The organism is Micromonospora sp. DT41, from assembly GCF_049841715.1.
Lineage (GTDB): Bacteria > Actinomycetota > Actinomycetes > Mycobacteriales > Micromonosporaceae > Micromonospora > Micromonospora profundi.
Map to the genome: position 1 here is coordinate 1 of NZ_JBNCKU010000021.1, position 24,036 is coordinate 24,036.

A 24,036-nucleotide genomic window follows, 5' to 3' on the forward strand; every position below is an offset into this window, starting at 1 on the left:
AGTGCATCGATTCGTCGATGCCCGCAGTGCGCCGGGGTGCGGGCCGACCGGATGTCGACCCCCAACCGAGTGGGTTGATGCGCCGTCTACTTTAGATCTCCTTGGAGACCACCCACTTGTCGCGGGCGTTCCAACCGGTACAGGATCAGCTTGTCCGCGACGGCGACGAACTCTGGCGTGGCGTACTTCGGGGACAGGACGATGGTGTTGGTGCCCGGCACGTATTCGCTGCCGACGGGCGTGTGGAGAAGACTCACCGTCAGTGGCATGCCGTATCTGGTATCGAAGGCTCTCACCACGTCGGCGACCACCTGCTCGGCCGCGAGCTAGTGCGCCAGACGCGCGGACAGTGTCTGATCCGGGAGCGGGACTGGTAGTTGCGCTCGTGCAGGGTCAGTGGCGGCGTCCCCGGGCGGGCGGATCGGCTCGTCGGGATGGACGGGCACCGTGCGCCGGACCGGGACCGGGCGGCGAGAAATGCGCCGCACCGACGCCATCACGTCCGGGCCCTGACCCGCTAGTGTGTGGAAACAGCGTTTCCATCCATGCCACCACGGGGCAGGGGGCCAGCGTGCATCGCAGCCAGGAAGACACCGCCGCCGCGCCGGAGGCCGGCGAGCAGACCACCACGTTCGGGCCACTCCAGCTCTCACCGGGCACTACCCGGACCAACATCAGCGGGTACTACTGGCTGGCGCTGACGTCGATCATGACGTTCACGTTCATCCCGGCCGCGCAGACGGCACTACTCACCTCCGTCCTGGGTGTGCCCAAGGGGGAGCAGGGTTCGATCGTGGGCACCGCTGGGCTGATCAGCGAAATCGTCCTGATCGCGGCGGTCGGCCTGGCCGGTGCCTGGTCCGACCGCCTCGGACGGCGCCCGATCGTGGTCGGCGGCTACATCCTGCTCGGCCTCGGCGTCGGCATGGCACCGTTCCTCGGCTCGGTCCTGCCCTACTACCTGGCCCGGGGCGTCGCGGCCGTCGGCGTGGCGATGGTCACCGTGATGCTCACGGCCGTGGTCGCCGACTATGTCCGGGACAGCACCCGCGGCAGAGCCAACGGCATTCTCGGTTTCTGCAACGGTCTCGGCGCGCTCGTCACGTTCTTCGTGCTGATCAAACTGCCCGACATCTTCGAGGGCATCGGGATGGACGCGATCGCCGCGCTGCGGGCGACCTACCTCATCGTCGGCGGGCTGGCCCTGCTCACCGCGATCCTGATGCGGCTCACCCTCCGGGGCGGGCTGGCGACAACGCACTCCGAGCACATCCCGATCCCCAGGCTGCTGCGCGAGGGCGTAGCCGAAATCCGGCGCCCCGGCGTCTCCTTCGCCTACCTCAGCGCCTTCGTCGCCCGAGCTGACCTGGCGCTCGTCGGCGCCTACCTCACCCTCTGGGCACAGCAGTACGGCACCCAGCACCTCGGGCTCAGCGAGGCCGAGGCGCTGGCCAAGGCAGGTCTGTTGCTGGGAGTGGCCAACGGCATTGCGCTGATCGGGGCACCGGCCATCGGCATCATCGCCGACCGGCTGTCCCGCACCGACGCGGTGCTGATCTCCCTGGGGACCGCCGCCCTCGGCTACACCGCCACGATCTTCGTCGGGGACCCGTTCAGCCCGCTCGGCTACGCCGTCGCCGCGCTGATCGGGCTCGGCCAGGTCAGCGCCGTCATCTCCAGTCAGGTGCTGATCGCCGAACAGGCTCCCAGCCGTACCCGGGGCTCGGTCATCGGAACGTTCGCGCTCAGCGGTGGCATCGGCATCATGATCGCGTTCGCCGCCGGTGGCACCCTGTACGACAACTGGCGCCCCGCCGGCCCGTTCGTCCTGTTCGGCATCCTGGCCGGGCTGGCCTGCCTGTACGGCCTGGCCGTCCGATCGAGGATCCCCAACCACCCGGTGGACTGAAAACTGCTCGATGTCAGCGCTACGGCACCTCGGGATTGTGCACAAGTAGCCCACGATCACTGCCGAACGGCTCGCCCAGGACGTTTGACGGCGTCCGAACTTATGGAAACACTGTCACTTCCAGGGAAACACAACGGGAGTGCCGGAGGTGGGTGTGCCAACCACGATCGTTGTGGGCGCCGGGCCGGGTGGCCTGGCCTGTGCCATCGCCGCCGCCGACGCGGGCGGCACCGTGCTGCTGTTGGAGAAGGCGCCGGACGTTGGGGGCGCCCTGCCGTACTCGGGCGGGCACCTGTCCGCCGGCGGCTTCTCGCTGCAGCATGAGCGGGGCATCAGCGACGACCCCGAGCGGCACTTCGACGACGTCTGGCGGATCAGCCGGGGCGCCGCGCGGGCCGACCTGACCCGGCTGACGCTGCGCGAACAGCCGGCGGTGCTGGAGTGGCTGCTCGCCGCCGGGCTCACCGTCGATCCGGGTACGCCCCGCATCGTGTACGGGCACGAGCCATACCGCACGCCGCGGACCGTCCACGCCACCACCGTCCCCGGCGGTCCGGCCATTCTGGCCGTGCTGCGCCCGATGCTCGACGCGCATCGGGCCGCCGGCCGCATCGATCTGCGCTGCGAGGTGCGCGTCACCGAACTGCTGACCGAGGGCGGCGCGGTGGTCGGGGTGGCCACCGCCGACGGCGCGCGGTGGCGGGCACCCGCCGTCGTGCTCGCCACCGGCGGATTCGGGTACGCGCCGGAGCTGTTCGCCGAGCTGGAGGGCGCGCCGCTGACCACCTCGGCGGCACCCACCTCGACCGGCGACGGCCTGCTCATGGGCCGGTCGGTCGGCGCCGGCCTGCAGGGCCTGGGCCGCTACATCCCCACCTTCGGCGGGCTGCCCCCGGTCGACGGCGACCTTCGGGTCGACTGGGCGCACCGGCCGCACCTGGTGGCGCCGGAGCGGCCGCCCTGGGAGATCTACGTCGACCGCGCCGGAAGTCGCTGGATCGCCGAGGATGAGCCCAGCATCGACCACAAGGAGCGGGTGCTGACCACTGTCGACCGGATGACCTTCTGGACGGTCTTCGACGCCCAGGCCCTACGCGAGTCGTACCCGATGGTGCACGGCTGGAGCGCGGCCGAGCTGGACGCCCAGTGCGGCCGGCGCCGCGGCGTGCACCGGGCGTCCGGGCTGGCGGAGCTCGCCGGGGTGGCCGGCATCGACCCGGCGGGGCTGTCGGCCACGGTGGCCCGCTACAACGGGTTCGTCGCCGACGGCCGGGATGTCGACTTTGGCCGAACGTACCTGCCGGCGCCGATCGTCGAGCCGCCGTTCTACGCGCTGGAGAACCATCCGGTCACCCTGATCACGTTCGCCGGCCTGGACGTGGACGAGCTGCTGCGGGTCCGCCGTGCGGACGGCACGACGATCCCCGGTCTGTACGCCGTCGGTGAGGTGATCGGCTCCGCCGCTGTCAATGGCAACGCGTTCTGCTCCGGCATGTGCCTGACGCCGGCCATGGCCTTCGGTCGGCTGGTCGGGCGTCGGCTCGCGGGGACCGCCGGCTGAGCCGGTATCGGCCGGACAGTCCAGAGCGGACAGAGGTTCCGGGCCGAGTCAGTGCGCGAAGGCGAAGCCCTCCGCGCGTAGCTTGCCGGAGCTGATCGGCACGAACGGGGTCCTGATCTCACCCCGGTAGGTCAGCGCGGGCCAGCCCCCGGCGGCGCAGAGTTCGTCGAGGACGGCCTGGTTGGTCTGCGGCACGACCGCGTCCGGTACCGCGTTGAACACGCCCGTGAGGTCGCGGGTCACCACGAAGTCGAGCGCGGCGGCGGCGTCGCGGTAGTCGATGCGGTAGTGCAAGGCCTCGGCCGAGAACGGCACGCTGCCGCCGAGCATCTCGTGGGCCAGCTTCACCCGGGTCGGATAGTCGAGGTCGCGCGGATGCCCGTACACGTCGGGGATCCGCAGCGCGGCGCCGCGCGGGGCGGCCAGCACGGCTGCCTCGGCGGCGACGAAGTTGCGGGGGGAAGCGTCCGGGTCGTCGGTGACCGGGGTGGCCTCGTCGACCAGCGCGCCATGGCCGGCACCGTAGACCGACACCGAACTGGTGAAGACCACCCGGGGATGCACGGCGGCGGCGGTGCGCGCGGACGCGGTGAGCGTGTCGGCGTACTCGGCGACGCGCTGGTCGGCGTCGAAGGCTCGGGCGATGCGCGGGCTCACGGTGAGCACGACCGCGTCGGCGTCCCGGGTGACCCGCTCGACGGCCGGACGGTCGCTGCCACGGAGGATCGCCACCTCGGTGCAGACGGGGGCCAGCTCGGGCACCCGTTCAGAGGAGGTGGTGGTGCCGATCACCTGGTGGCCGGCCGAGACCCAACGACGGGCCAGCTCCATGCCGACGTTGCCGCACCCGATGATCACGTAACGCACCTGGACCTCCTCATGGAAACACCGTTTCCACACTCTGCCCCATCTCGGGGCCCCTGCCAAGGCCGTGCCGAGGAACCCGCCGCCGGCGCTGCGGTGGTCCGCCCGAGTCGATCACATTGGCCGGCGTCAAATCGCCTGTCGGGCTATTGACAGGAGGGCTGGCTGGCTGCCTTTATGAACCTATCCAATTTTGGAAACTGCTGTTTCCGCTAGCGAAACAGCAGCAAGGGGTGCACCGTTCCCCACAGGAAGGAGAGCGGGACCGCAATGGGATTGCTCAGAACTACGGCAACAGCGGTGGGCGTGGCGGCGTTGGTCGCCGCCGCGACCGCGGTCTGCGTGTCCCCCGCGCAGGCGTACGGCCCCACCCCGGGCAACCTGGGATGCCGGCTGTACTTCAACGACGCCGGTACCGGCAGCTCGCCGACGAACTGGGCCGACTCGTTCGGGCTCACTCAGACGCCGGCGACGCCGAGCCCGGGTCAGACCGTGACGGTGACCTTCACCGCGGCGACCGGTCCGAACAACGGCCCGGTCGCGATCAACCCCGGTGATGTGCCGATCGTCGTGGAGGCGGCGCTGGGTGGCTCGCAGAGCGGCCCGGTCACCCTCCAGCAGACCAACTACCCCGCCGGTCCGATCCCCGGCAACACCCCCACCGGCCCGATCACCGCCACCGGCACCTATGTGGCCGGAGCGACTGGAGCCGCGACGCTCACCGTCAACCGGGTGATCCTCAACAACCCGATCGCCAAGACGTACTGCTCCGCCGCGGGCGACCGGGACCACAAGGCAGCACCGGTCCCGACACCCATCGTGGAGAGCTTCACCGTCTTCGGCGGCACGGTCTCGGTCACCTCGGTGACCGGCCAGACCGTGACCGGGGCTGCCCGGGCCGGCAACGTCATCAACTACGCGGTGACCGGTCTCGCGCCGTCCACCGCCCTGACCGCAACACTGCGCGCGGCCGACGGCACCGGAACGGCCGAAGGCGCCGGCACGGGCACGACCGACGCCGCCGGCGCCGGCACCGGCACGCTCACGGTGCCCAGCGGCGCCACCACGGGAGCACGTACCGTGGCGGTCTCGGACGGTACCAACACGGTCTCCGTCCCGATCACGATCCTCGGCTCGCCGAGCATCGCGATCACCCCCAGCGGTGGCGGCTCCGGCACCGTGGTGACGGTCACCGGCACCAACTGGAACCCGGGCGGCACCGTCACGATCGGCGGCTACAAGGCGCTCACCGGCGCCCCGCCGCCGCCCGCGACGAGCGACCCGGCAACGACGGCCACGGCCGGCGCCACCGGTGGGATCAACGCCACCTTCACCGTCACGGACAGCACCACCGCGTACATCGGCGCGCAGTCCGGCGCCCTGTTCGCAATCTCCGCCTGGACCGGGTCGGCTGACTCGTGCACCGCCAAGACCGGCTCGGCCACGACCGGCAACTGCACCCTGTCGTACAACCTGTCGGAGACCGTGACCGCCGGAAACCTGTCGATGGCTCGCGCCCCCGGCACCGGCAACATCCCGCTCTCCGGCGTCACCGTCGGCGGCAGCGTACAGACGGCGACGGGCAACCTGTCGACCGTCACGGTGACCGACCACCGGGGCAGCACCTTCGGGTGGAGCCTCGTCGGCACGGTCACCGACTTCACCGGCACCCCGGGCGGAACCATCGCCAAGAGCAACCTGTCCTGGACACCGGCCTGCGTCGGCACCGCCGGCGCGACAAACGCGGTCACTGCGGTGGCCGGCACCCCGGGCACGGTCGACGCGGCGACGCTCTGCTCCGCACCGACCAGCGCCACCGGTACGGGCGGCAGCTTCGACGCCTCAGCCGGGCTGACCCTCTCCGTGCCGGCGAACCAACTCGCCGGCACCTACGCCGCGACCCTCACCCTCACCCTGAGCTGAGGACGCCTCGAGGTGGGGGCGGTCGGCCGAGCCGGCCGCCCCCACACCAACCAGTCGAAGGGTGGAACCGCGTGCGTCACCCCCTCTGGCCACGCCGCCTCCGCACCGGCGCGGCAGCCCTCGCCGCCGCTGCCGCCGCCGTCGCGCTGACCGTCGTCCCGATCGGGCCGGCCGTCGCGGCGGACAACGGCGAGTGGGCCGTCGTGCCCACCCCGCCGGCCAACGCCGGGCCCACCCCCCGGCTCTACTTCTTCCTCGAGTCACCCGCCGGCCGGACCCTCACCGACTCGGTGCGAGTGATCAACCGCACCGACACCGAGCGCACCTTCACCGTGTACGGCGCGGACGCCTACAACACCGCGCGCGACGGCGGGTTCGCGCTGCGCCAGCTCACCGAGAAGCAGTCGGACATCGGGGTGTGGACGGTGGTCGGCGCCGGCACCGTGGTGCTCCCGCCCAAGGCGCAGGCCGACATCCCGTTCACCATCACGATCCCGACGAACGCCAGCCCCGGCGACCACATCGGCGGCATCGTCGCGATGGAGTCCGTCCCGGGCGGTCGGAGCGAGCACAACGGCGTCGCCGTCGCGGTGCAGCGGGCCGTCGGCGCCCGCATCTACCTGCGGATCGCCGGGCCGGAGATGCCCGGCCTCAACCTCGCCGACCTGGATCTGGACCACCCGACGCCCTGGCTGCCCACACCGGTCGACGGTGCCCTGGAATACACCTTGGCCAACACCGGCAACCTGCGCCTCGCCCCCACCATCACGGTCACCGCCTCCGGCATGTTCGGACACCGGATCCACCAGCGTGGCGCCACCCCACAGCTCGACCTGGTTCCGGGCGCCGAGTCGCGGATGCGTACCCGGTTCACCGGGCTGTGGCCGGTCGACCTCGTCACCGCCACCGTGACGGCGAAGGCCGACGGCGGCGTGCTCACGGTGCGGACCACCCGTACCGTCGTCGTCTCCTGGACCGGCGTCGCCGCACTCGCCGCGCTGATCGCCGCCGCAGTCGTGGCCTGGCGCAGGCACCGCCGCGCCCAGGTGGCCCGCCCCCGGGGCGTGCGACGCGTCCGCGCGCATGCGGAGGTCGGATGACGAGGATCGGACGTACCCTGACCGCCGTCGTCTGCGGGCTGGTCATCGGGCTGGCACTGCCCACCGGGCCGGCGTGGGCAGCCGAGGGACTCACCCTTGCCGCCCCGGCGGCGGCACCGGGCGACCGGCTCGGGGTGAACGGCACGGGCTGGCCCGGCGGCGCACTGGTGCAGCTCGTTACCTGCGGGCAACTCGCCATCGGCGGTTCGGCCTCCTGCGACACACGGGCCGCCCTGGCCGTTCCGGTGCGCCCGGACGGCACCTTCGCGGTGCAACTCGTGCTCGGCACCCCGCCGGTGCCCTGCCCGTGCGTCGTGCACGCCACGCTGGTCGGCGGCACCGGGCGCGGCCAGGTCGACGCGCCGCTGGAACTCACGGGGCACACCATGGGGGAGACCCCCACCGTCTCGGCCGCCCCGGTCCGCCTCGACCTGGTCGAGGCGAAGATCGCCGGCCGACCGGGCTGGCGAAGTCTGTTCGGCGCCGCCGCGACCCGGACCCTCGTCTACACCGTGCGCAACCCCGGGCCGCACCCGCTGCCCAACCCGCCCCTCAACGTCCGGATCGGCCGCGACGGCGGCGGCGACAGGATCAGCACACCCGGTGCCGGCGGCGTCCAACCGGGCGAGACACGCACCTACCGGGTGCCCGTCACCACCCCGTTCGCCGCGTTCGGCCGGTACACCGTGCAGGCCGACCTGGGCGGGTTCGGCCCGGCCGAGGTGACGCTCCGGACGTACCCGTGGGCCCTGTTCCTGGTGCACCTGCTCGGCGGGGCGCTGATCGTCGTGGGCATCACCCGGCGCATCGCCAACCGCCGCCACCGCCCGCCGCTGCCCGCGATGGCCGCCGCCCCGGCCGGCACGCTGCTGCCGTCCGTCGTGCGGGTCAGCTCGCTCGGGGCGTACCTCGTCTTCGACGACGCTCCCGGCGCCGGCCGGCTACGTCGACGGGCCAACGCCCACCTGAGCGTCGCCGCGCTGCGGGACCTGCTCGGCGATGCCGGACTGCCGAACGGATCCGGCACCGAGGCCGCCGGCACCGCGGTCATCGACCTCACCGCCCTCGACGCGGTACTCGCCGCCCGCCCAGGCGCGGCCACGCCGGCCGGAGCACGCGCCGGCAACCAGAGCGCCGCCGCCGTGATCGATCTGGCCGCGCTCGACACCTACCTCGGGAGCCCTCGATGAGCCGCGATCCTGGCACCCACACCACCGGCTGGGACCGGGCCCTGACGGTACGGGCGGCCATCGCCACCGTCGCCGCGCTGCTCGCCTTCGTCGGCTGCGGCGCGGTGCTGCCCGGCGCGGGCGGCGCGGACGGCACCGGCGTCGGGCCCGGCGTCACCGCCGACACGGTCACCGTCGTCTTCGTCGGCACCGACCTCACCAAGACGGCGAACCTGACCGGGTTCAACACCGCCTCGGCCGGCGACCCGGTGCGCCAGATGCGGGCGCTGGAGAGCCACGTCAACGCCAACGGCGGCATCGCCGGCCGACGGATGCGGGCGGTCTTCCGCAACTTCGAGGCGAGCGACGACTCACCGGCCACCGAGGAGAAGCTCTGCAACCAGATCACCCAGGACGACCGGGCGTTCGCGGTCGTGCTCACCGGTCAGTTGCAGGCCAACGCCCGCCCCTGCTACGCCCAGCGGCGCACCCTGGTGCTGGACGCCACCCTGATCACCATCGACCAGGCGACGAACCAGCGGCTCGCTCCGTACCTGTTCACCCCGGCCTACCCCCTGTACGACGACTTCGTGCGCGCGTACCTGCCGGCGCTGGCCGCGCAGGGCTTCTTCGACGGGGCCCGGCAGGCGGGCATCGTCGCGGTCGACGCACCGGCCAACCGCGCGATGTACGAGCAGCACGTGGTGCCGTACCTGAAGCAGCGGGAAATCACCCCGACCGTGGCCTGGATCGACTCCACCGACCTGGGCACCCTCAACACCGGGCTCAACCAGGCCGCCGTCGACCTGCGGGCCAAGCGCGTCGAGCGGGTCTTCTTCCTCGGCGGGACCCGGCTGGCCTCCTTCTTCCTCACCTCCGCCTCCGCGCAGGGCTTCACCGCCCGGTACGGCATCTCCAGCTACGACAATCCCAGCTTCCTGATCGGCAACCCGGACATCATTCCGCGCGAGGCTCTGACCGGGGCGGTGGGCATCGGCTTCAACCCCAGCCAGGACGTCGCCGACCGGGAGTACGCCTTCCCCGCCACCGACGCCGAACGCACCTGCCTGGGCATCTTCGCCGCGGGGGGTGAGTCGTTCGGCACCCGCGAGAACGCACGCGTGGCCTTCCCGTACTGCGACGCGATCCTGCTGTTGCAGGCCGGCGCGAAGAACCTCGGCGCGGACCTCAACGCGCATCGGTGGCTGACGGCCGTGGGCAGGCTCGACACGCCGTTCCAGCCGGCGACGGGATTCTCCGGGCGGCTCGGCCCGGGCCGGTTCGCCGCCTCGAACGGCTACCGGGCGTTCGGCTACGACAGTGGCTGCGCCTGCTTCACCTACCGCGGGGAGGACGTGTCCTTTGCGACCCGATGACAACACCCGCCCCAGCGTCGGGCCGGAGAACGCCCACGATGCTGCGGGAACATGGCGTTCCCGCAGCGCGGGCTGGGGCGCGGGTACGGCCGGCGGGCTCCTGACCGGGGTGCCGTTGTTCGGCGCCGCGGGGCTCGCCCGGGGGCTCGGTGTCGACCTGACCAGCGTGCTGGCCGCGGTGATCGCCGCCGCGGTGGTCGGCGCGGCCGCGACCGTCGCGGTCGTGCAGCGGGTGCCGCACCGCCACTCGGTACGCGCCGCGCTGCTCGCCGGTGTCGGGCTGGGCGCAGCGCTGCTGCTGGTGGTCAACGTCGCCGCACCGATGCCGGGACTGTTCGCGCTCACCGCGCTGGGGCTGCCCTGGGCCGTCCTGGTGGTGGCTGGCCGCGCGGTCGCCGCCGCGACGGCGACCCTGCGGTACTGGCACGTGGGGCTGCTGAACGGGCTCGGCCTGGCCGCGTTGCTCGCTGGCGGTACCGGCGGTGGCGCCGGTTACCACTGGGCGGCGGCCGGCGTCCTCGCGGCGCTCGGCGCGCTGGCCGGGGTGACCGCCGCGGAACTGCCGGGCGACGTCGGCTGGCCACCGGCGCTGCGCCCCCTGTTCGACAACGCCACCCGCCCACCCACCGCGCGTGTCGCCGTGCTGGCCCAGTCCGGCCTCGGCCTGGTCGTGCCCGGCGCGCTGATCTTCGCCGCAGACGTGCTGCGCGCCGAGTTCGGCCTCGGTCCACGCGGCGCCGTCGGTGTGGTCGGCGACGCGCTGCTCGCCGGGGCCGCGCTCGCGGTGCTGCTGCGCGGCGAGCGGGCGCGGCGCCTTGCCGTCGCCGCCGCCCCGGCCGGGCTGCTCGTCGCCGCCGGCGCACTGCTCGTCGGGCCCGCCCCCGGCGCGGGCGGTGTCGTGCTGTTCGCGTCGGGCCTGGCCGTCACCGTCGGTGCGCTGGTCGCGCTCGCCGTCTCGGGCGAGCGCGTCGCCGCCGAGGTGCTCCATCCGGACGCCCGCCCCGCGTTCGCGGCGGCGGCGTCGGTGCTGTCCCTGGCCGGTGGCCTGGGCGGCGCCGGCCTGCTCGCCCTGCTCAATGCCCGGTACGGCGCCGGTCCGGCGTTGGCGGTGGTCGCGGCGTCGGTGCTGGTCGGCGCCGGCTACGCCCGGCGGCTCCGGCGCACCGCCGCGGCCGACGCCGAGCGGCTGGCCCGGGTGCTCGCCGACGAGGCGGAGGTCGCCCGGCTACGGCACAGCGGCGCGCGTCCGGCCGCTCTCTCCTGCTCCGGGATCGACGCGGCGTACGGTCCGGTCCAGGTGCTCTACGACGTGGCCGTACGCGTCGACGACGGCGAGATGGTGGCGATCTGCGGCCCGAACGGGGTCGGCAAGACCACTTTGCTGCGGGTGCTCTCCGGGCTGCACCGCCCCGCCACCGGGGCGGTCCGGCTCGGCGGGGTCGACGTGACCGCGCTGACCGCGCCCCGCCGAATCGAGCTCGGGCTGTCCACAGTGGTCGGGCAGTCGGTGTTCGGCTCGCTCACCGTCACCGAGAACCTGCGCATGCACGGCTATGCGCTGGGTCGGCGCGCCGACGCGGTGCACCGGGGGATCGACGGGGCGTTCGCCGTCTTCCCCCGCCTCTATGAGCGGCGCGACCAGGTCGCCGCCACCCTGTCGGGCGGCGAGCGGCAGTTGCTCGTGCTCGCCAAGACGCTGATCCAGCGCCCTCGGATGCTGCTGGTCGACGAGCTGTCGCTCGGCCTGGCCCCGGTCGTGGTCGGCGGCCTGCTGGAGATGCTGCGCCGGCTCAACGCGCTGGGCACCTCGCTGCTGGTGGTGGAGCAGTCGGTAAACGTCGCGCTGTCGCTGGCCGACCGGATCTATTTCATGGAGAAGGGTGCAATGGTCGCCGAGCACACCGCGGGCGAACTGGCCGGTCGGCCGGACCTGGTCCGGGCCCTGATGCTCGGCGGCCACGCGCCGGCTGAGGATGCCGAGGCCGCGCTCGGGGCACCGGACACCGAGCCCGCGCTCCAGGCGCAGGCCGCGCCCGCGTCGGAGGCCACCCCGGTGGACGGGGCGGTGATCCGATGATCGGCGGTTTCGACTTCGGCCCGGACCGCATCGTGCTGGGCCTGTTCACCGGCCTCACGTACGGGCTGCTGGCGGTCGGGCTGGTGCTGGTCTACCGGTCCAGCCGGTTCGTCAACTTCGCACACGGCGCGGTCGGGGTGTTCGGCGCCGCCGTGCTCGGCCGGCTGGTCGGTGACGGGGTGCTGCCGTACTGGCTGGCCCTGCCGGTCGGTATGCTCGCCGCCGCCGCGGTCTCCGGCGCGATCGAGCTGAGCGTGGTCCGCCGACTGCGGCACCGGCCCCGGGTGATCGGCATGATCGCCACCCTCGGGCTGTCCCAGTTCGTGCTCGTGCTCGCCCTGCTGGTGAACAGCTCGGGGGCCAGCGGCCCGGCGTTCCCGGCGCCGCCCGGCATGCCGTCGTTCACCATCGGCAATACCCCGGTCGGCCCGGCGTTCACCGCGATGCTGCTGCTCACTCCCGTGCTGCTGGTCGGGCTCGCCATGTTCCTCAAGCGCAGCCGGTTCGGGCTGGCGATCCGGGCCGCCGCCGATGCCCCCGACGCGGCCACCCTCAACGGCGTCACCGCGGCCCGGATGGCGACCCTGGCCTGGTCGATCGCCGGTGCTGTGGCCGCCTTCTCGGCGATCCTCATGGCGCCGACCCAGGGCACCCAGTCGATTGAGTCGCTCGGCCCGGCCCTGCTGGTGCGGGGCCTCGCCGGCGCGGTGATCGCCCGGTTCTCCTCCGTCCCGATCGCGTTCGGCGCCTCGCTGGGCATCGGGGTGGGGGAGCAGATCCTGCTGTCCGGCCAGTCCAGCGGCGGCCTCGTCGAGCTGGCCCTGGTCGCGGTCATCCTGGTCGCGCTGCTGGCCCAGCCGGTCCGCGCGCGCCGCGACGGCGAGGACGGCGGCTGGGGCCGGATCGGCGCGCCGCCGCTGCCCGCCGCGTACCAGCGGGTCTGGCTGCTGCGCAACCTGGGCCGGGTCGTCGCCGGGGTGGGCTTCACCGTCGCCGCCGTGCTGGCCTTCGTGATCAGCAATGAGACCGCCTCGGTGCTCATCGCGATCATCGGCTTCACCCTGGTCGGCCTGTCGATCGGGCTGGTTACCGGCGTGGCCGGCGAGCTGTCCCTGGGCCAATTCGCGTTCGCCGGCATCGGCGCCGCGGTGTCGGTGCAGGTTTCCGTGCGGACCGGCAACCTGTTCCTGGGGATCCTCGCCGGCTGCGCGGCGGCGGCGCTGGCCGCAGTCGCGGTCGGCGTGCCGGCGCTGCGCCTGCGCGGGCTCGCCCTCGCCGTCACCACGCTCGCCTTCGCGCTGGCCACCAGCACGTTCCTGCTGCGGCAGGGTTGGCTGCTGGGCGATGGCGCGCAGGTGCCCAAGCCACGCATCCTCGGTCACACCTTCGACCTGGCCACCGACTACTACCTGTTCGCGCTGGTGGCGCTGCTGCTCGGACTGTGGGTCACCGCCAACCTGCGCGCCGGTGCCTTCGGGCGGATCCTGGTGGCGCTGCGCGACAACGCCGACGCCGCCCGCGCGTTCACCGTCGCGGTGCCGGTGCGGGTCCTGCAGGCGTACGCGGTCGCGGGCGCGCTCGCCGGTCTCGGCGGGGCGGTGATCGGCCACGGGCAGACCCAGCTCACCGTGAACACGTTCCCAGCCTCGGCCAGCATCGACGTCGTCGCCACCGTAGTGGTCGGCGGGATCACGCTGCTGGGCGGCCCGCTGCTCGGGGCGTTCCTGATCGTCGGCGTACCCGGATTCCTGGAACTGGACATCATCGGTCAGGCCGCGCTGACCCTGGTCTGGCTGGTCGTGGTGATCGCACTGCCGGCCGGGCTCGGCGGGCCGGTGCTGTGGCTGCGTGACCGGATCGCCCGGCTGATCGCCCGCGGCCGCGACGCACCGGTACCGTCCGCCACCGATGAGATGGCCGGGCCGGCGCAGGCCCCCAGCTCTGGTGGCGCGATCACGCTGCCGCCGCGCACCGTCCCGCTGCGACCGGCGGCGACCGGCGAGCCGCTGCTCTCGGTGCGGGAGGTGGCCCGCTCCTTCGGCGGCGTGCGGGCCGTTGCCGGCGCCAGCCTCGACGTCACCGCCGGCGAGGTGGTCGGCATCATCGGCCCGAACGGTGCCGGCAAGACCACGCTGTTCGAAATCATCGCAGGCTTCACCCGCCCGGACCGGGGCGCGGTCCTGTTCGCCGGCCGCCCGGTCACCGGGCTGTCGCCGCAGCGACGGGCCGGTCTCGGGCTGGTGCGCTCGTTCCAGGACGCACGGCTCTTCGCCACCATGACGGTGCTGGAGACCGTCATGGTGGCCGGTGAACGCACCGCGCCGACGAGCCTCTTCGCCGCGGCTCTCGGTGCAGGCGGCCCGGACCGGGCCAAGCGCCGCCGGGCCGAGGAACTCGTCACGCTGATGGGCCTGGCACCGCTCGCCGATCGGTTGGTCGGGGAACTGTCCACCGGTACCCGTCGGATCGTCGAGATCACCTGCCTGCTGGCGCTGGAGCCGGCGCTGCTGCTGCTCGACGAGCCCTCGTCGGGGGTGTCCCAGACCGACGGCGTCGCGCTGGGCGAGGTGCTGCGCCGGATCCACGACGAGCTCGGCGTCACCATGGTCATCATCGAGCACGACCTGCCGCTGCTCGCCCGGCTCGCCGACCGGCTGGTCGCGATGGACGGCGGCCGGGTCATCGCCGACGGCACCCCGCAGGAGGTCCGCACCCACCCCGACGTGGTCCGCTCCTACCTCGGTACCGACCACGCCGCCGTCAACCGCTCCGGCGCGCCCGCCCAGCGTGCGGCGGTGCCGTCGTGAGCGCTGTCCGCGTCGTCCCGGCCCGTGCCCATGCCGGCCCGCGCCGAACCTGTCAGGAGATCGCCGTGCGAACCTTCCGCCGCCGGGCGCTCGCGCTCGCCGCCCTGCTCGCCACCAGCAGCGGCCTCGCCGTCGTGGGGGCACCCCCGGCCGCGTTCGCCGCGCCGACCCTTACCGTCAGCGTGACCACCGGGCTGTCGGACAAGCAGCAGGTCGTCGTCAACGGTTCGGGCTTCACCCCGGACCTGAAGCAGATCGCCGTCGGTCAGTGCGTGGCCGGATTCAAGGGCCCGACCGACTGCAACCTCGCCGGCGGCGCCGCGTTTGTCAACGCCGACGGCAGCGGGAAGCTGCCCACTGTCACCCTGAGGCTGGCCCAGAAGTTCGGCGCGTTCGACTGCACCAAGCGGGAGTGCGTGGTCGCGGCGCAGATCCTGCCCACGAGCGGAAACGCCGACCAGGTCGAGGCCAACAAGGTCTCCGTGGCGTTGACGTTCGGCAAGAAGCCTGCGCAGCAGCCCGCACCGGCAACCCCATCCGCGACCCCCGTCGCGCCCTCAGCGCCGGCGGCCACACCGGAAGCGACCACGGCACCCTCGACCGGGCCGGCGGGCGCCGCCGGCACGTCGACCCCAACGCTGGTCAACGCCAACCCGGTTAGCGCCGGCCCGGACCGGTACGCGGTCACCGTGCTGGTCAGCTCCGGCCTGCTGTTGCTCTGCATCGGCCTGCTCGTGCTGATGCCCTACCGGAACCGGAGGACCCAATGACCCGACGTCGTCAACCCGTCCGGGTGGCAGCGCTCGCGCTCGTCCTGGCGCCGCTGCTGCTGCTACTCGCGATCCCGGCGGCGGCCCCCGCCCGGGCGACGCTGCCGGCCGCGGCGGTCGGCCCCACGGCCGGGACGCTGGGCTGCCGGCTCTACTTCAACGACGCCGGCACCGGCAGCTCACCGACGGTCTGGCAGGACACCTTCACCCTGACCCAGTCACCGGCCGCACCGAAGGTCGGCGACACGGTGACCGTCACGCTCACGGCGAAGACCGGCCCCGACAACGGGCCGGTGGGGCTGAACGCCGGTGACGTGCCGGTGAACGTCACGCTGGTCCTGGGTGGCTCCCTCTCCGGCAGCACGACGCTGCGGATGTCCTCGTACCCGGCCGGGGCCGTCGCCCCGGAAGCGCCGCTCGGCCCGATCACCGCTACCGGCACCTACTTCGCCGCCGCCGCCGGAGCGGCGACGCTCACCGTCGGGCGGGTCACGTTCACCAACGCCTCGGCGACGACGCACTGCTCGGCGGCCGGCGACCGCGACCACAAGGCGGCACCGGCGCCGACCTCCATCGTGGAGAGCTTCACCGTCGGCGGTACCGGCACCGCGACCCCACCGCCGAGTCCGTCCACCTCCGCGTCGCCGTCACCGTCGCTGCCGCCGCCCACGACGAACGCCCCGGCGCCCACGACGAACGCCCCGGCGCCGACCGCGACCGACGAGGTCGACACGCCCGCCCAGCCGTTCGGCCCGAAGAGCGTGAAGCTGAACTGCAAGACGCTGAGCAGCCTCTCGTCGTGGACCGCCACGCACACGCTGAGCATGTCGCCCAGCAACCCTGGGCGGGGCGCCAAGGGACGGTGAGCCTGAAGTTCTCGGCCGGCCCGAAGAGCGGACCGGTGCCGGTCGGTGCCGGCGATCTGGTGCCCAAGGCGACCGTCAAGGTCGGCGGGGTGGGCAGCGGTACGGTCAACCTGCAAGGCTCGGCGTACGGCGCGATCGACGCCAACGCCATCCTGCCTGGCGCGACGCTGACCGGGACCTACACCACCTCCCAGGCGGGGCTGGTGTCGCTGACGGTCACCAACATCGTCTTCGACCACCCGCAGGTCGACACCGAGTGCAACGCGGGCGCCGACCCGGTCACCGGGCCGAAGGACACGTCGATCGTCGCCAAGTTCACGGTGAAGGCGCGGGCCGCGACCGACGACGAGGGCGATGGCGGTGGAAATGGCGATGGCGGAGGGTCGCTGCCGACCACGGGCGAGGGGGGCGTGACGGCGCTGCTGCTGCTCTGGTCGAGCGCGGTGCTCATGCTCGGTGTCGGCCTGGTCGTGGTGCTGCCGAGGCATCGCCGCACCCTGCGGAGCTGAGCCAGCAAACGGCGCGGGCCGGGAAACATCCCCGGCCCGCGCCGTTGCCCATATCGCCGACCGCGCCGGTGTCAGTACTCGCGCAGCAGGGAACCGGCGCCGTACACCTTGTCGGTGATCCCGTTCTCGCGCAGCGCCATCCACCAGGTCGCCGCGTTGATGGCGATCACCGGCTTACCGAGCCAGCGTTCGGCCTCGTCGGCCAGCCCGACCATCGACAGGTTGGTGCCGCACTGGACCAGGGCGTCCACGTCCGGGCCGTCCACGGCCAGCAGCGCCCGGCGCAACTCGTCCTCGGTGACGTGGGCGATGGAGACCGCAGTCGGGCACTTGAGCCCCTCGATCGCGGCCACCTCGAAACCGATTTCGGAGAAGAACTGCACGACGTTCGTGTCGCCGATCGGTTGGTACGGCGTCACCACGCCGATACGGCGCGCGCCGTAGAGGCGCAGTGCCCGCTCACACGCCTCCGCGCCGGTCGCCACCTCCAGCCCGGTGATCGCCTTGATCTGGGCGACGAACTGCCGGTTGCCCTCGACGCCGCCCCAGAACGTCTCGGCGGACATGCCCATCACCATGTAGTCGGGCTCGCAGGTCAGCACCCGCTCGCAGGCCCCGCCGATCTCGTCGCGGATCTGGGTCAGGAGGTTCTCGAAGTTGCCGTCGCTGGAGAGGTCCTGGTCGCGGATGTGGATCCGGGAGAAGTGCGCGGTCACACCGGGCACGGTCATCCGGTAGAAGTCCGGCTCCACGATGGTGTTTGTCGACGGGGCGATGACGCCGAACTTGCGGCGCCAGCCAAGCGCGTCGGTCATGAGCGGACGACTCCTTCCTGGGCGGGGGTCGGGTGGGACGTGGTCGAGGCCCGGTGGTGCGCGCGCACGGTCAGCCACGCCGCGGCCAGCATCGCCGCCTGGCCGAGGGTGTTGGTGCCCTGCTCCACCCACTGCATGGCCAGGGTTTCGTGATCGGGATGGTTGCGCAGCGGCACCAGCAGCAACACGCAGGCCAGCCCGGCGACGTAGAGCGTCACCGCGGCCCAGGCACGCCGCCGGCCGGCGATGATCGCGGCCAGGACGCTGATGGTGGTCACGCCCGTGGTCGCGAGGGCGAAGATGGGGGCGAAGATGACGTACGCGGCGGCCACGCCGGCGGTCACGGCCAGCACGGCGGCGAACGGCCACCACGGCAGGCTGCGCCCGCGCAATGCGCTCGCCAGGCCCCAGATCAGCCCGACCGCGCCGACCGCCATCAGCGGGAACAGCGCCGCCTCCAGCCAGGGCAGGTCGATCGAGAACCCGGCCAGCAGCAGCTTCCAGGTCGACTTGGCCAGGCCGCCGAGGCCGATCAGGACGGCGCTGACGTGGGCGACCGGGCCCACCCGCGGCACGACCCGAGCGGAGAGCCCGGCGAGGATCCAGAACCCGACCAGCGCCAGACCGGTCGGCACGAAGTCCTCCAGCGCGAGGACGACGGTGTAGTCGCTGCCGTTCACGACAGGTGCTCGCGCCGGGTCACGGCGGGGCCGCCGACGGAGTCGCCGAAGAGGTCGCGCTTGCGGAAGCCGGCGACGGCGAACCGAGCGGCGGCCTTGCGGCTGGTCAGCCAGGCGGCCCGGCTGCCGTTGCGGCCCCCGGCGAGGACCCGGTCGGCCAGCCACGGGGTGACCGTCTCGACCCGGTCACCGAGGATGTTGAAGATCTTCTTGGCCTTCGCCAGTTCGTCCGGCGGGTAGTCGTGGGTGAGCAGGTCGGTCACGACGATGCCGGGGGAGAGGTGGTGCACGGTGACCCTGTCGCCGACCCCGGCTGCGGCGAGCTCCTTGGCCAGCCCGTCGGTCAGGTAGGTGACCGCGCGCTTCGATGCCCCGTACCCGGTCAGCCCCGGCCGGGCCTGGCCGTTGGAGCCGAAGCCCTCCATGTTCCACAGCGCGCCGCGGCCCTGCTCGATCATCGCGGCGAGCACCACCGCGCTGGCCCGGGCCACCCCGCCGAGGTTCGCCGCGAGCACCCCGTCCAGCTCCGCCGGTGCCAGCTCCCACACCGGGCGGCGGGCATGGTTCGTGCCCGCGTTGTTGATCCAGATGTCGACGCCGCCGAACGCCTCGGCGGCGGCCGACCACAGTGCGGACACGTCGGCGCGGTCGGTGACGTCCGCGCGCACCCCGATCACCTCGGCGCCGGCCGGCACCGAGGCGTCGGAGCGCAGTGCGGCGAGGGCCGTGTCCACTGACTCCGCGCTGCGTCCGCAGAACGCGACCCGGGCACCGCGGGCCAGCAGCGCGCGTACCAGGCCGGCACCGATCCCGCGGGTGCCGCCGGTCACCACCACCGCGGTCATCTGGCCGGCTCCCAGGTGAGCAGGCCGTGCAGGACGCTGTCCAGCACGTTGCCCCGGAACAGCTCGTACACCACGGCGAGGCGCCCCCCGGCGGACATGCCCGGCTCGGCGTCGATGGCGAACTCGCGTCCCTTGACCTTCCACACGTCGCCGCCATCGGCGTGGAAGTGCCAGGACGGGTAGCTGGCCCGGCCGAAGCCCTGGGCGTTGCCCCAGGCGTCGGGGCCCTCGAAGAAGAGCCGGTCGCCGTCGCGGCGCTGCTCGACCGTGTACCGCCGGTCCAGCCCGGCACCGGCCCAGCTCACCACCCGGCGGGTGCGGAGCAGGTCGATCGGCTCCAGGCCGAGCCGCACGGCGACCTCGCCGCGCAGCTTCTGGTCGGCGCCCCACAGCTCGCAGCTGCCGGTGAACGCGCCGGCCTGCTTGGTCGGCAGGATGTACGGCACCGGACCGCGCCGCTCCTCGGCGGACAGGAACCGCGCCACCCGCTCCCGGGTGTCCGGGTTGGTGTCGTGGTCGAAGCTGCGGGTGTAGACGCCGTTGAAGCAGCCCACGACCGCCCAGCCCTGGTAGAGCATCGACGAGTAGACCTGAGTCTCGCCGTCGGGCAGCACCTGGTTCCAGGTGTTCAGGTCGACCTGCCAGCCGGGGCCGTAGTAGTGCGAGTCCACGAAGGACCCGTACGGCTGGCCGGTGCCGAAGAAGTCGGGGCCGGTGTAGACCCGGTCGGCGTCGGAGTCGATGACGCCGAAGGCGAAGGGCGCGCCCAGGCGGTAGCGCCCAGCCAACTCGCCCCCGCCGACCAGCCCGCCGTCCATGTAGTACGTGGTGACGCCGTCGGCGTAGACCGACGAGCGGTGGATCTCCTCGTAGCCCTGCCAAACGCCGGTGGCGGTGAACAGCGACGGCCGACCGTGCCATTCGCCGGCGATCCGCTGCTGCCACTCGCTCGGTTCGGCGGCCGCCGGTGCGGGTTCACTCATTGCTGATCAGCTCCGCCCGGATCCGGTCGGTTGCCGGCTCGCCGATCAGCCGGGTGACCCGGGCCCAGACCGGGTCGACATCGGGGCTGAACAGGTTGACGCGCACGGCGGTGTCCCGGGCGGCCAGGTCGGTGTCGGCCAGGCCAGCCAGCACGTCGGCCGGCAGGCCGTCGGTCACCAGCGTCGACCAGTGCTCGGCGTACGCGGTGGCGGCGGCCCCGATCTTCCGGAACGCCTCCTCGGTGGCCCGGCCGACAAGCATCCACGGCGACATCAGCGCGTACTGGCGCGGCCCGATGTCGGCCCGGCTCAGCCCGTCCATCGCGCTGGCCTCGGTGAAGACCTCGGTGAGTGGCTGGTACGCCGCGTCCATGTAGGGCAGGTGGCTGCTCAGCTCGGCCCGGGGAATCAGGTCGAGGTGGTACGCGTAGTAGTCGCCGCCGTACACCGAATCCAGCGTGAAGTGCGGGACCGCGCTGTCGGCGGCGGTGAAGGCGAAGACCATGTGGCTGTCGAGGCGGATCATCGGGACGACCAGCCCGACGTAGACCACCTTGGCCACCGGCTGGCCCGGTGCGCCCTTCCAGACCCGCAGCGAACCCACCGGGTCGGGCGACATCGGGCTGCTCAGCGGCTCGTCGATGACCGTGGTGAGCGGATGCCGGGCGGTCAGATGGGCCACCGCGTTCTCGCAGAGTTCCAGCGGGAGGCTCATGCCTGCTCCTTCGTCGTCGCGCCGTTGGTCGGTTCGGGGCTCGCCTGCGCCTGCGCTCCTGCGGCGGCGTCGGCGCCCTCCTCCTCGGTGATGCGCTTGAGCCCGATCCGCTGCGCCTCCGCCACGGTCGGGTGGTCGCCCTTGGCCTTGTGCACCCAGGCACGGGCCAGCTCCGGGTTCTCCCGGCGGGCCGGCGAGGGGATGACGGTCGCCTCCCGGCGCGGCACGTCGCCCGTGATCCGGTCGGCGTCGGAGAGCATCCAGCCTCGTTCGGCCAGCTCCTGGCGGCGCCGCCGGTAGTGCACAGCGATGAGGTCGCTCTTGACGTGCAGTTCCGCACCGAGGTCGAACGGGAGCAGCTCGGGGCGGACGTTGTTCACCACCTCGGCGTCCTGGTAGAAAATCTTGAGGACGCGCTGCACGGCGTTGCGGTTGGCCCACGCCCCGGTGAAGAAGGTGCGCAGCGCGACCCACTTGACCAGCGTGGTCGTCTCGTCCACCGGGATGTTGGTGTCGTAGATGATCAGCTCACCGATCGGCAGCCGGACGTGCAGCTTGATCATGTTGGGCAGCATCCAACCGGCCGAGGTGACCACCGGCGGGCGGTTGGCCAGGTCCGCGTTGTTGCGGTTGACCAGCGACCAGAGGCCCTTGGAGCGCGGCGGGTGCAGGCTGACCGTGGCGTACGCCGACCACTCGTCGGGCAATTCGAGCTCGTACTCGGGAACCTCGGGCTTCTGCGGGTTGCCGAATGCGCCGCCGTGCACGAAGGGCGCGTGCGCGATGTCGCAGCCGTTCTCCAGGATCCGCTCGTAGTTGGCCTTCCACAGGAACTCGCCGGTCACCGCGCGGAACTTGCCGCCGTTCTCCACCAGGTTGTCGAACTCCGGCCAGACCGGGATCGGCGGCCGCTCGGCCTCGGGCAGGTCGCCCATGAAGACCCAGACGAAGCCATAGCGCTCCTGCACGGGGTACGAGTCGACCCGGGCCTTGTTCGGGATGCCCCGGCCGGGCTGGTTCGCCGGGATCTTCGTGCACGCCCCACCCGGCTCGAACTCCCAGCCGTGATACGGGCAGACGATGTTCTCGCCGGCCGTCGAGCCGCCGGAGAGCGCCGCGCCCCGGTGCACGCACAGGTCGGACAGGGCCACCACGCGCCCGCGCGGGGTGCGGTAGAGGGCCAGGTACTGGCCGAGCACGGTGATCCGGGCCGGCTTGGTGGTGACCCGGTCGGAGAACTCGACCGCGTACCAGAAGTTCTTGAGCATGGTGGCTTACCTCCGACGGAACGAGGCGATCGAAGAGGTGGTGCCGAGCTGTGCCAGCAATCGGTCGAAGCCGTCGGCCGGTTCGCCGCGAAGGTGGACGGCGAGGAACCCGGACAGCAGGTCGACCAGGAGCGCGCGGGTGGCTTCTGGCTCGGCGGTCGCCTCCTCGTCGAGGAAGGCGCGCGCCGAGGTGGGATCGAGCGGGTGCACGATGCCGAAGTGGTTGGCGCCGGCCAGCCGCACCAGCAGGTTGGTGCCGCCGGCGTCGGGCAGCGCCTCGTCGAAGGTGCGGGTGATCGGGTCGGCGCGGGTGGCCGCGTCCTCGCCGTACCGGTCGGCGGAGCCGTTGATCACCCCGTCGTTGCTGCCGGCGAGCAGCATGACCGGGCAGTTCACCTGAGCCGGCAGCACGGTGCCGGCCGGCCAGCCGAGCATGGTCGCCACCATGGTGTGCGCCCCGTAGGTGGCCACCGCACGGACCTCGGGCAGGAACCGCGCCGACTGCAGCACCACCGTGCCGCCGGCCGAGTGGCCCACCAGCGCCACCCGGTCGAGATCGAGCAACCCGTCGAGCGGTCCGGTGAGCTGCGTCAGCGCGTCGAGCACCGGGCGCAGCGACGGGCTCGTCGGCCGGCTGCCGTAGCCGTCCGGCCGGGCCGCGTCCAGGTCGACGCCCGGCGTGATCCCGTGCAGGCCGGCGAAGAGCACCCCGACCCAGTCGTAGGTCACCGCGACGACGCCACGGGCGGCCAGCTCCACCGCCAGCCAGCGGTAGGTGTCCTGCCCGACGTTGACCCCGGAGACCAGCAGGACCACCGGGTACGGCGCCCCGGTCGGATCGGCTGCCAGCACCCCGCTGAGCCGCTCGGCGTCCGAGCCGGTGGGCCGCGCCGGGTAGTAGACCCGCAGGTGTGCGGTGTCGAACGGGGCTGGTGCACCGGGGACGCGTGCGGCCCACCAGAGCGACCGGACACCACTTCGCCGCGGATCGCTCATGCCGACGGCCGGGGGAGTTCGCGGTCGCCGCCCCAGAGCGCACGGACGAGACGGTTGGTGGTCTCCTCGCCGAAGTAGCGCACGCCCATCACGTTCGCCGGGTCGCGGTCGGTGATGTTGCGGCGGATCCGCAGGTCGGTCTCGGCGAGCGCGGCCCGCTCCTCGGCCGGCACGGGCTCGGCCTCGTCGACCCAGCGCAGCCAACGGTCGACGTGGGCGTGGGTCAGCTGGCTGACCTTCTCGATGTTCTCCGGGCTGCGGTCGAAGGAGTAGCAGTGCGCCGTCGGCGACAGGCTGGCCCGGATGAACCCGGCCCGGCTGACGAAGTAGTCGAACGCCGGGTCGTCGCGCAGCTGCAGCCACTCCTCGTTGACCGGCTCGTAGTACCGGTCGTAGTAGTCGCCGTCCTCGACCATGTTGACCCGGGGTACCGAGTCGACGTAGAACCAGCCACCGGGCCAGACCAGCAGGGCCAACCCCAGGTGCGGCACCCTGACCTGCGGGCCCAGCCAGCACGTGAGGTGCAGGTTGGCGAAGCTGGCCGCCGGGTTGCCCAGCCAGGAGTGCACGAGCCAGTCGACCTCGGGCCCGGTGTACGCGGCGAGCGAGCCGCCCGGCCCGTTCGGGTAGTCCCCGTAGTGCTCCAGCGGCTCGGTGGACGGGTCGCGGGTCAGCTCGAACCGTGCGTCGATCTTGGCCTTCAGCTCGTCCAGGAGCACCTGGTACTGGTGGAACGTCTCGTGGACGTCGACCGTGGGGGAGTCGTCGAGCATGTCCTCGACATGTTTCAAGGTGTCAGCCAC

At 72.6% G+C, this 24,036-nt stretch carries 21 protein-coding genes; 11 read left to right on the forward strand and 10 right to left on the reverse strand.

Annotation, left to right across the window (positions count from 1 at the left end; genetic code table 11):
* Positions 1-86: 86 nt before the first annotated feature.
* Positions 87-257: a hypothetical protein gene (locus ACLQ23_RS27980; RefSeq protein WP_425736009.1), complete on the reverse strand. Its 171-nt coding sequence runs from the start codon at positions 255-257 to the stop codon at positions 87-89.
* Between the two features lie 314 nt (positions 258-571).
* On the opposite strand from ACLQ23_RS27980, the gene ACLQ23_RS27985 reads away from it, so the two are divergent.
* Both ACLQ23_RS27985 and ACLQ23_RS27990 read left to right on the forward strand, forming a co-directional pair.
* Complete coding sequence (locus tag ACLQ23_RS27985) at positions 572-1,909, forward strand: MFS transporter (protein WP_355597724.1); 1,338 nt, start codon at positions 572-574, stop codon at positions 1,907-1,909.
* Between the two features lie 154 nt (positions 1,910-2,063).
* Positions 2,064-3,470 (forward strand): FAD-dependent oxidoreductase, encoded by a 1,407-nt coding sequence (locus tag ACLQ23_RS27990; RefSeq protein ID WP_355597722.1) that lies wholly within the window; start codon positions 2,064-2,066, stop codon positions 3,468-3,470.
* A 48-nt stretch (positions 3,471-3,518) separates the two neighbouring features.
* Here ACLQ23_RS27990 and ACLQ23_RS27995 read toward each other — a convergent pair whose 3' ends face one another.
* On the reverse strand, positions 3,519-4,337 hold the full coding sequence (locus ACLQ23_RS27995; RefSeq protein WP_355597720.1) for an NAD(P)-binding domain-containing protein: 819 nt from the start codon (positions 4,335-4,337) through the stop codon (positions 3,519-3,521).
* Between the two features lie 267 nt (positions 4,338-4,604).
* Between ACLQ23_RS27995 and ACLQ23_RS28000 the strand changes: the two genes are divergently transcribed.
* The 9 genes from ACLQ23_RS28000 to ACLQ23_RS28040 all read left to right on the forward strand — a co-directional run bounded on the left by ACLQ23_RS28000 (position 4,605) and on the right by ACLQ23_RS28040 (position 16,931).
* A complete protein-coding gene (locus ACLQ23_RS28000; RefSeq protein WP_355597718.1) occupies positions 4,605-6,257 on the forward strand; it encodes a hypothetical protein in 1,653 nt (550 codons plus the stop codon).
* 71 nt (positions 6,258-6,328) lie between these two features.
* Entirely contained in the window at positions 6,329-7,357 is a 1,029-nt protein-coding gene (locus ACLQ23_RS28005; RefSeq protein WP_355597716.1) for a WxL protein peptidoglycan domain-containing protein, read from the forward strand.
* Entirely contained in the window at positions 7,354-8,547 is a 1,194-nt protein-coding gene (locus tag ACLQ23_RS28010; RefSeq protein WP_355597714.1) for a hypothetical protein, read from the forward strand. Before ACLQ23_RS28005 ends, ACLQ23_RS28010 begins: the two co-directional genes overlap by 4 nt.
* Positions 8,544-9,902 (forward strand): ABC transporter substrate-binding protein, encoded by a 1,359-nt coding sequence (locus ACLQ23_RS28015; protein WP_355597712.1) that lies wholly within the window; start codon positions 8,544-8,546, stop codon positions 9,900-9,902. Before ACLQ23_RS28010 ends, ACLQ23_RS28015 begins: the two co-directional genes overlap by 4 nt.
* Positions 9,889-11,979 (forward strand): ABC transporter ATP-binding protein, encoded by a 2,091-nt coding sequence (locus ACLQ23_RS28020; protein WP_355597710.1) that lies wholly within the window; start codon positions 9,889-9,891, stop codon positions 11,977-11,979. Before ACLQ23_RS28015 ends, ACLQ23_RS28020 begins: the two co-directional genes overlap by 14 nt.
* A complete protein-coding gene (locus tag ACLQ23_RS28025) occupies positions 11,976-14,786 on the forward strand; it encodes an ABC transporter permease subunit (RefSeq protein ID WP_355597708.1) in 2,811 nt (936 codons plus the stop codon). The genes ACLQ23_RS28020 and ACLQ23_RS28025 overlap by 4 nt, the downstream gene beginning before the upstream one ends.
* A 65-nt stretch (positions 14,787-14,851) precedes the next feature.
* Positions 14,852-15,556, forward strand: a complete 705-nt coding sequence (locus ACLQ23_RS28030; RefSeq protein ID WP_425736006.1) for a neocarzinostatin apoprotein domain-containing protein — start codon at positions 14,852-14,854, stop codon at positions 15,554-15,556.
* Complete coding sequence (locus ACLQ23_RS28035; RefSeq protein ID WP_425881356.1) at positions 15,553-16,422, forward strand: hypothetical protein; 870 nt, start codon at positions 15,553-15,555, stop codon at positions 16,420-16,422. The genes ACLQ23_RS28030 and ACLQ23_RS28035 overlap by 4 nt, the downstream gene beginning before the upstream one ends.
* Positions 16,419-16,931, forward strand: coding sequence for a hypothetical protein (locus tag ACLQ23_RS28040; RefSeq protein WP_425881357.1), 513 nt, complete (start codon positions 16,419-16,421; stop codon positions 16,929-16,931). The genes ACLQ23_RS28035 and ACLQ23_RS28040 overlap by 4 nt, the downstream gene beginning before the upstream one ends.
* Positions 16,932-17,002: 71 nt before the next feature.
* On the opposite strand, the gene ACLQ23_RS28045 is transcribed toward ACLQ23_RS28040, so the two are convergent.
* From ACLQ23_RS28045 to ACLQ23_RS28080, 8 genes are read right to left on the reverse strand one after another with little or no spacing between them, the layout of a single operon-like run.
* Positions 17,003-17,746 carry a maleate cis-trans isomerase family protein gene (locus ACLQ23_RS28045; protein ID WP_355597702.1) on the reverse strand — a complete coding sequence of 248 codons (744 nt, stop codon included), beginning with the start codon at positions 17,744-17,746 and terminating at the stop codon, positions 17,003-17,005.
* Positions 17,743-18,426, reverse strand: a complete 684-nt coding sequence (locus tag ACLQ23_RS28050) for a hypothetical protein (RefSeq protein ID WP_355597700.1) — start codon at positions 18,424-18,426, stop codon at positions 17,743-17,745. Before ACLQ23_RS28050 ends, ACLQ23_RS28045 begins: the two co-directional genes overlap by 4 nt.
* Entirely contained in the window at positions 18,423-19,271 is an 849-nt protein-coding gene (locus ACLQ23_RS28055; protein WP_355597698.1) for an SDR family NAD(P)-dependent oxidoreductase, read from the reverse strand. Before ACLQ23_RS28055 ends, ACLQ23_RS28050 begins: the two co-directional genes overlap by 4 nt.
* On the reverse strand, positions 19,268-20,254 hold the full coding sequence (locus tag ACLQ23_RS28060; protein WP_355597696.1) for a hypothetical protein: 987 nt from the start codon (positions 20,252-20,254) through the stop codon (positions 19,268-19,270). The genes ACLQ23_RS28055 and ACLQ23_RS28060 overlap by 4 nt, the downstream gene beginning before the upstream one ends.
* Positions 20,247-20,969: a hypothetical protein gene (locus ACLQ23_RS28065; RefSeq protein WP_355597694.1), complete on the reverse strand. Its 723-nt coding sequence runs from the start codon at positions 20,967-20,969 to the stop codon at positions 20,247-20,249. Before ACLQ23_RS28065 ends, ACLQ23_RS28060 begins: the two co-directional genes overlap by 8 nt.
* Positions 20,966-22,237, reverse strand: coding sequence for an aromatic ring-hydroxylating dioxygenase subunit alpha (locus ACLQ23_RS28070; protein WP_355597692.1), 1,272 nt, complete (start codon positions 22,235-22,237; stop codon positions 20,966-20,968). Before ACLQ23_RS28070 ends, ACLQ23_RS28065 begins: the two co-directional genes overlap by 4 nt.
* A 6-nt stretch (positions 22,238-22,243) precedes the next feature.
* Entirely contained in the window at positions 22,244-23,233 is a 990-nt protein-coding gene (locus tag ACLQ23_RS28075) for an alpha/beta hydrolase family protein (RefSeq protein ID WP_355597690.1), read from the reverse strand.
* Entirely contained in the window at positions 23,230-24,036 is an 807-nt protein-coding gene (locus ACLQ23_RS28080) for an oxidoreductase (protein WP_355597688.1), read from the reverse strand. The genes ACLQ23_RS28075 and ACLQ23_RS28080 overlap by 4 nt, the downstream gene beginning before the upstream one ends.

Bases quoted from the DNA above. Each gene is read 5' to 3' on its own strand.
- ACLQ23_RS28000 (WP_355597718.1), top strand. From the start codon at position 4,605: ATGGGATTGCTCAGAACTACGGCAACAGCGGTGGGCGTGGCGGCGTTG.
- ACLQ23_RS28010 (WP_355597714.1), top strand. From the start codon at position 7,354: ATGACGAGGATCGGACGTACCCTGACCGCCGTCGTCTGCGGGCTGGTC.
- ACLQ23_RS28015 (WP_355597712.1), top strand. From the start codon at position 8,544: ATGAGCCGCGATCCTGGCACCCACACCACCGGCTGGGACCGGGCCCTG.
- ACLQ23_RS28025 (WP_355597708.1), top strand. From the start codon at position 11,976: ATGATCGGCGGTTTCGACTTCGGCCCGGACCGCATCGTGCTGGGCCTG.
- ACLQ23_RS28035 (WP_425881356.1), top strand. From the start codon at position 15,553: ATGACCCGACGTCGTCAACCCGTCCGGGTGGCAGCGCTCGCGCTCGTC.
- ACLQ23_RS28045 (WP_355597702.1), bottom strand. From the start codon at position 17,746: ATGACCGACGCGCTTGGCTGGCGCCGCAAGTTCGGCGTCATCGCCCCG.
- ACLQ23_RS28055 (WP_355597698.1), bottom strand. From the start codon at position 19,271: ATGACCGCGGTGGTGGTGACCGGCGGCACCCGCGGGATCGGTGCCGGC.
- ACLQ23_RS28060 (WP_355597696.1), bottom strand. From the start codon at position 20,254: ATGAGTGAACCCGCACCGGCGGCCGCCGAACCGAGCGAGTGGCAGCAG.
- ACLQ23_RS28065 (WP_355597694.1), bottom strand. From the start codon at position 20,969: ATGAGCCTCCCGCTGGAACTCTGCGAGAACGCGGTGGCCCATCTGACC.
- ACLQ23_RS28070 (WP_355597692.1), bottom strand. From the start codon at position 22,237: ATGCTCAAGAACTTCTGGTACGCGGTCGAGTTCTCCGACCGGGTCACC.
- ACLQ23_RS28075 (WP_355597690.1), bottom strand. From the start codon at position 23,233: ATGAGCGATCCGCGGCGAAGTGGTGTCCGGTCGCTCTGGTGGGCCGCA.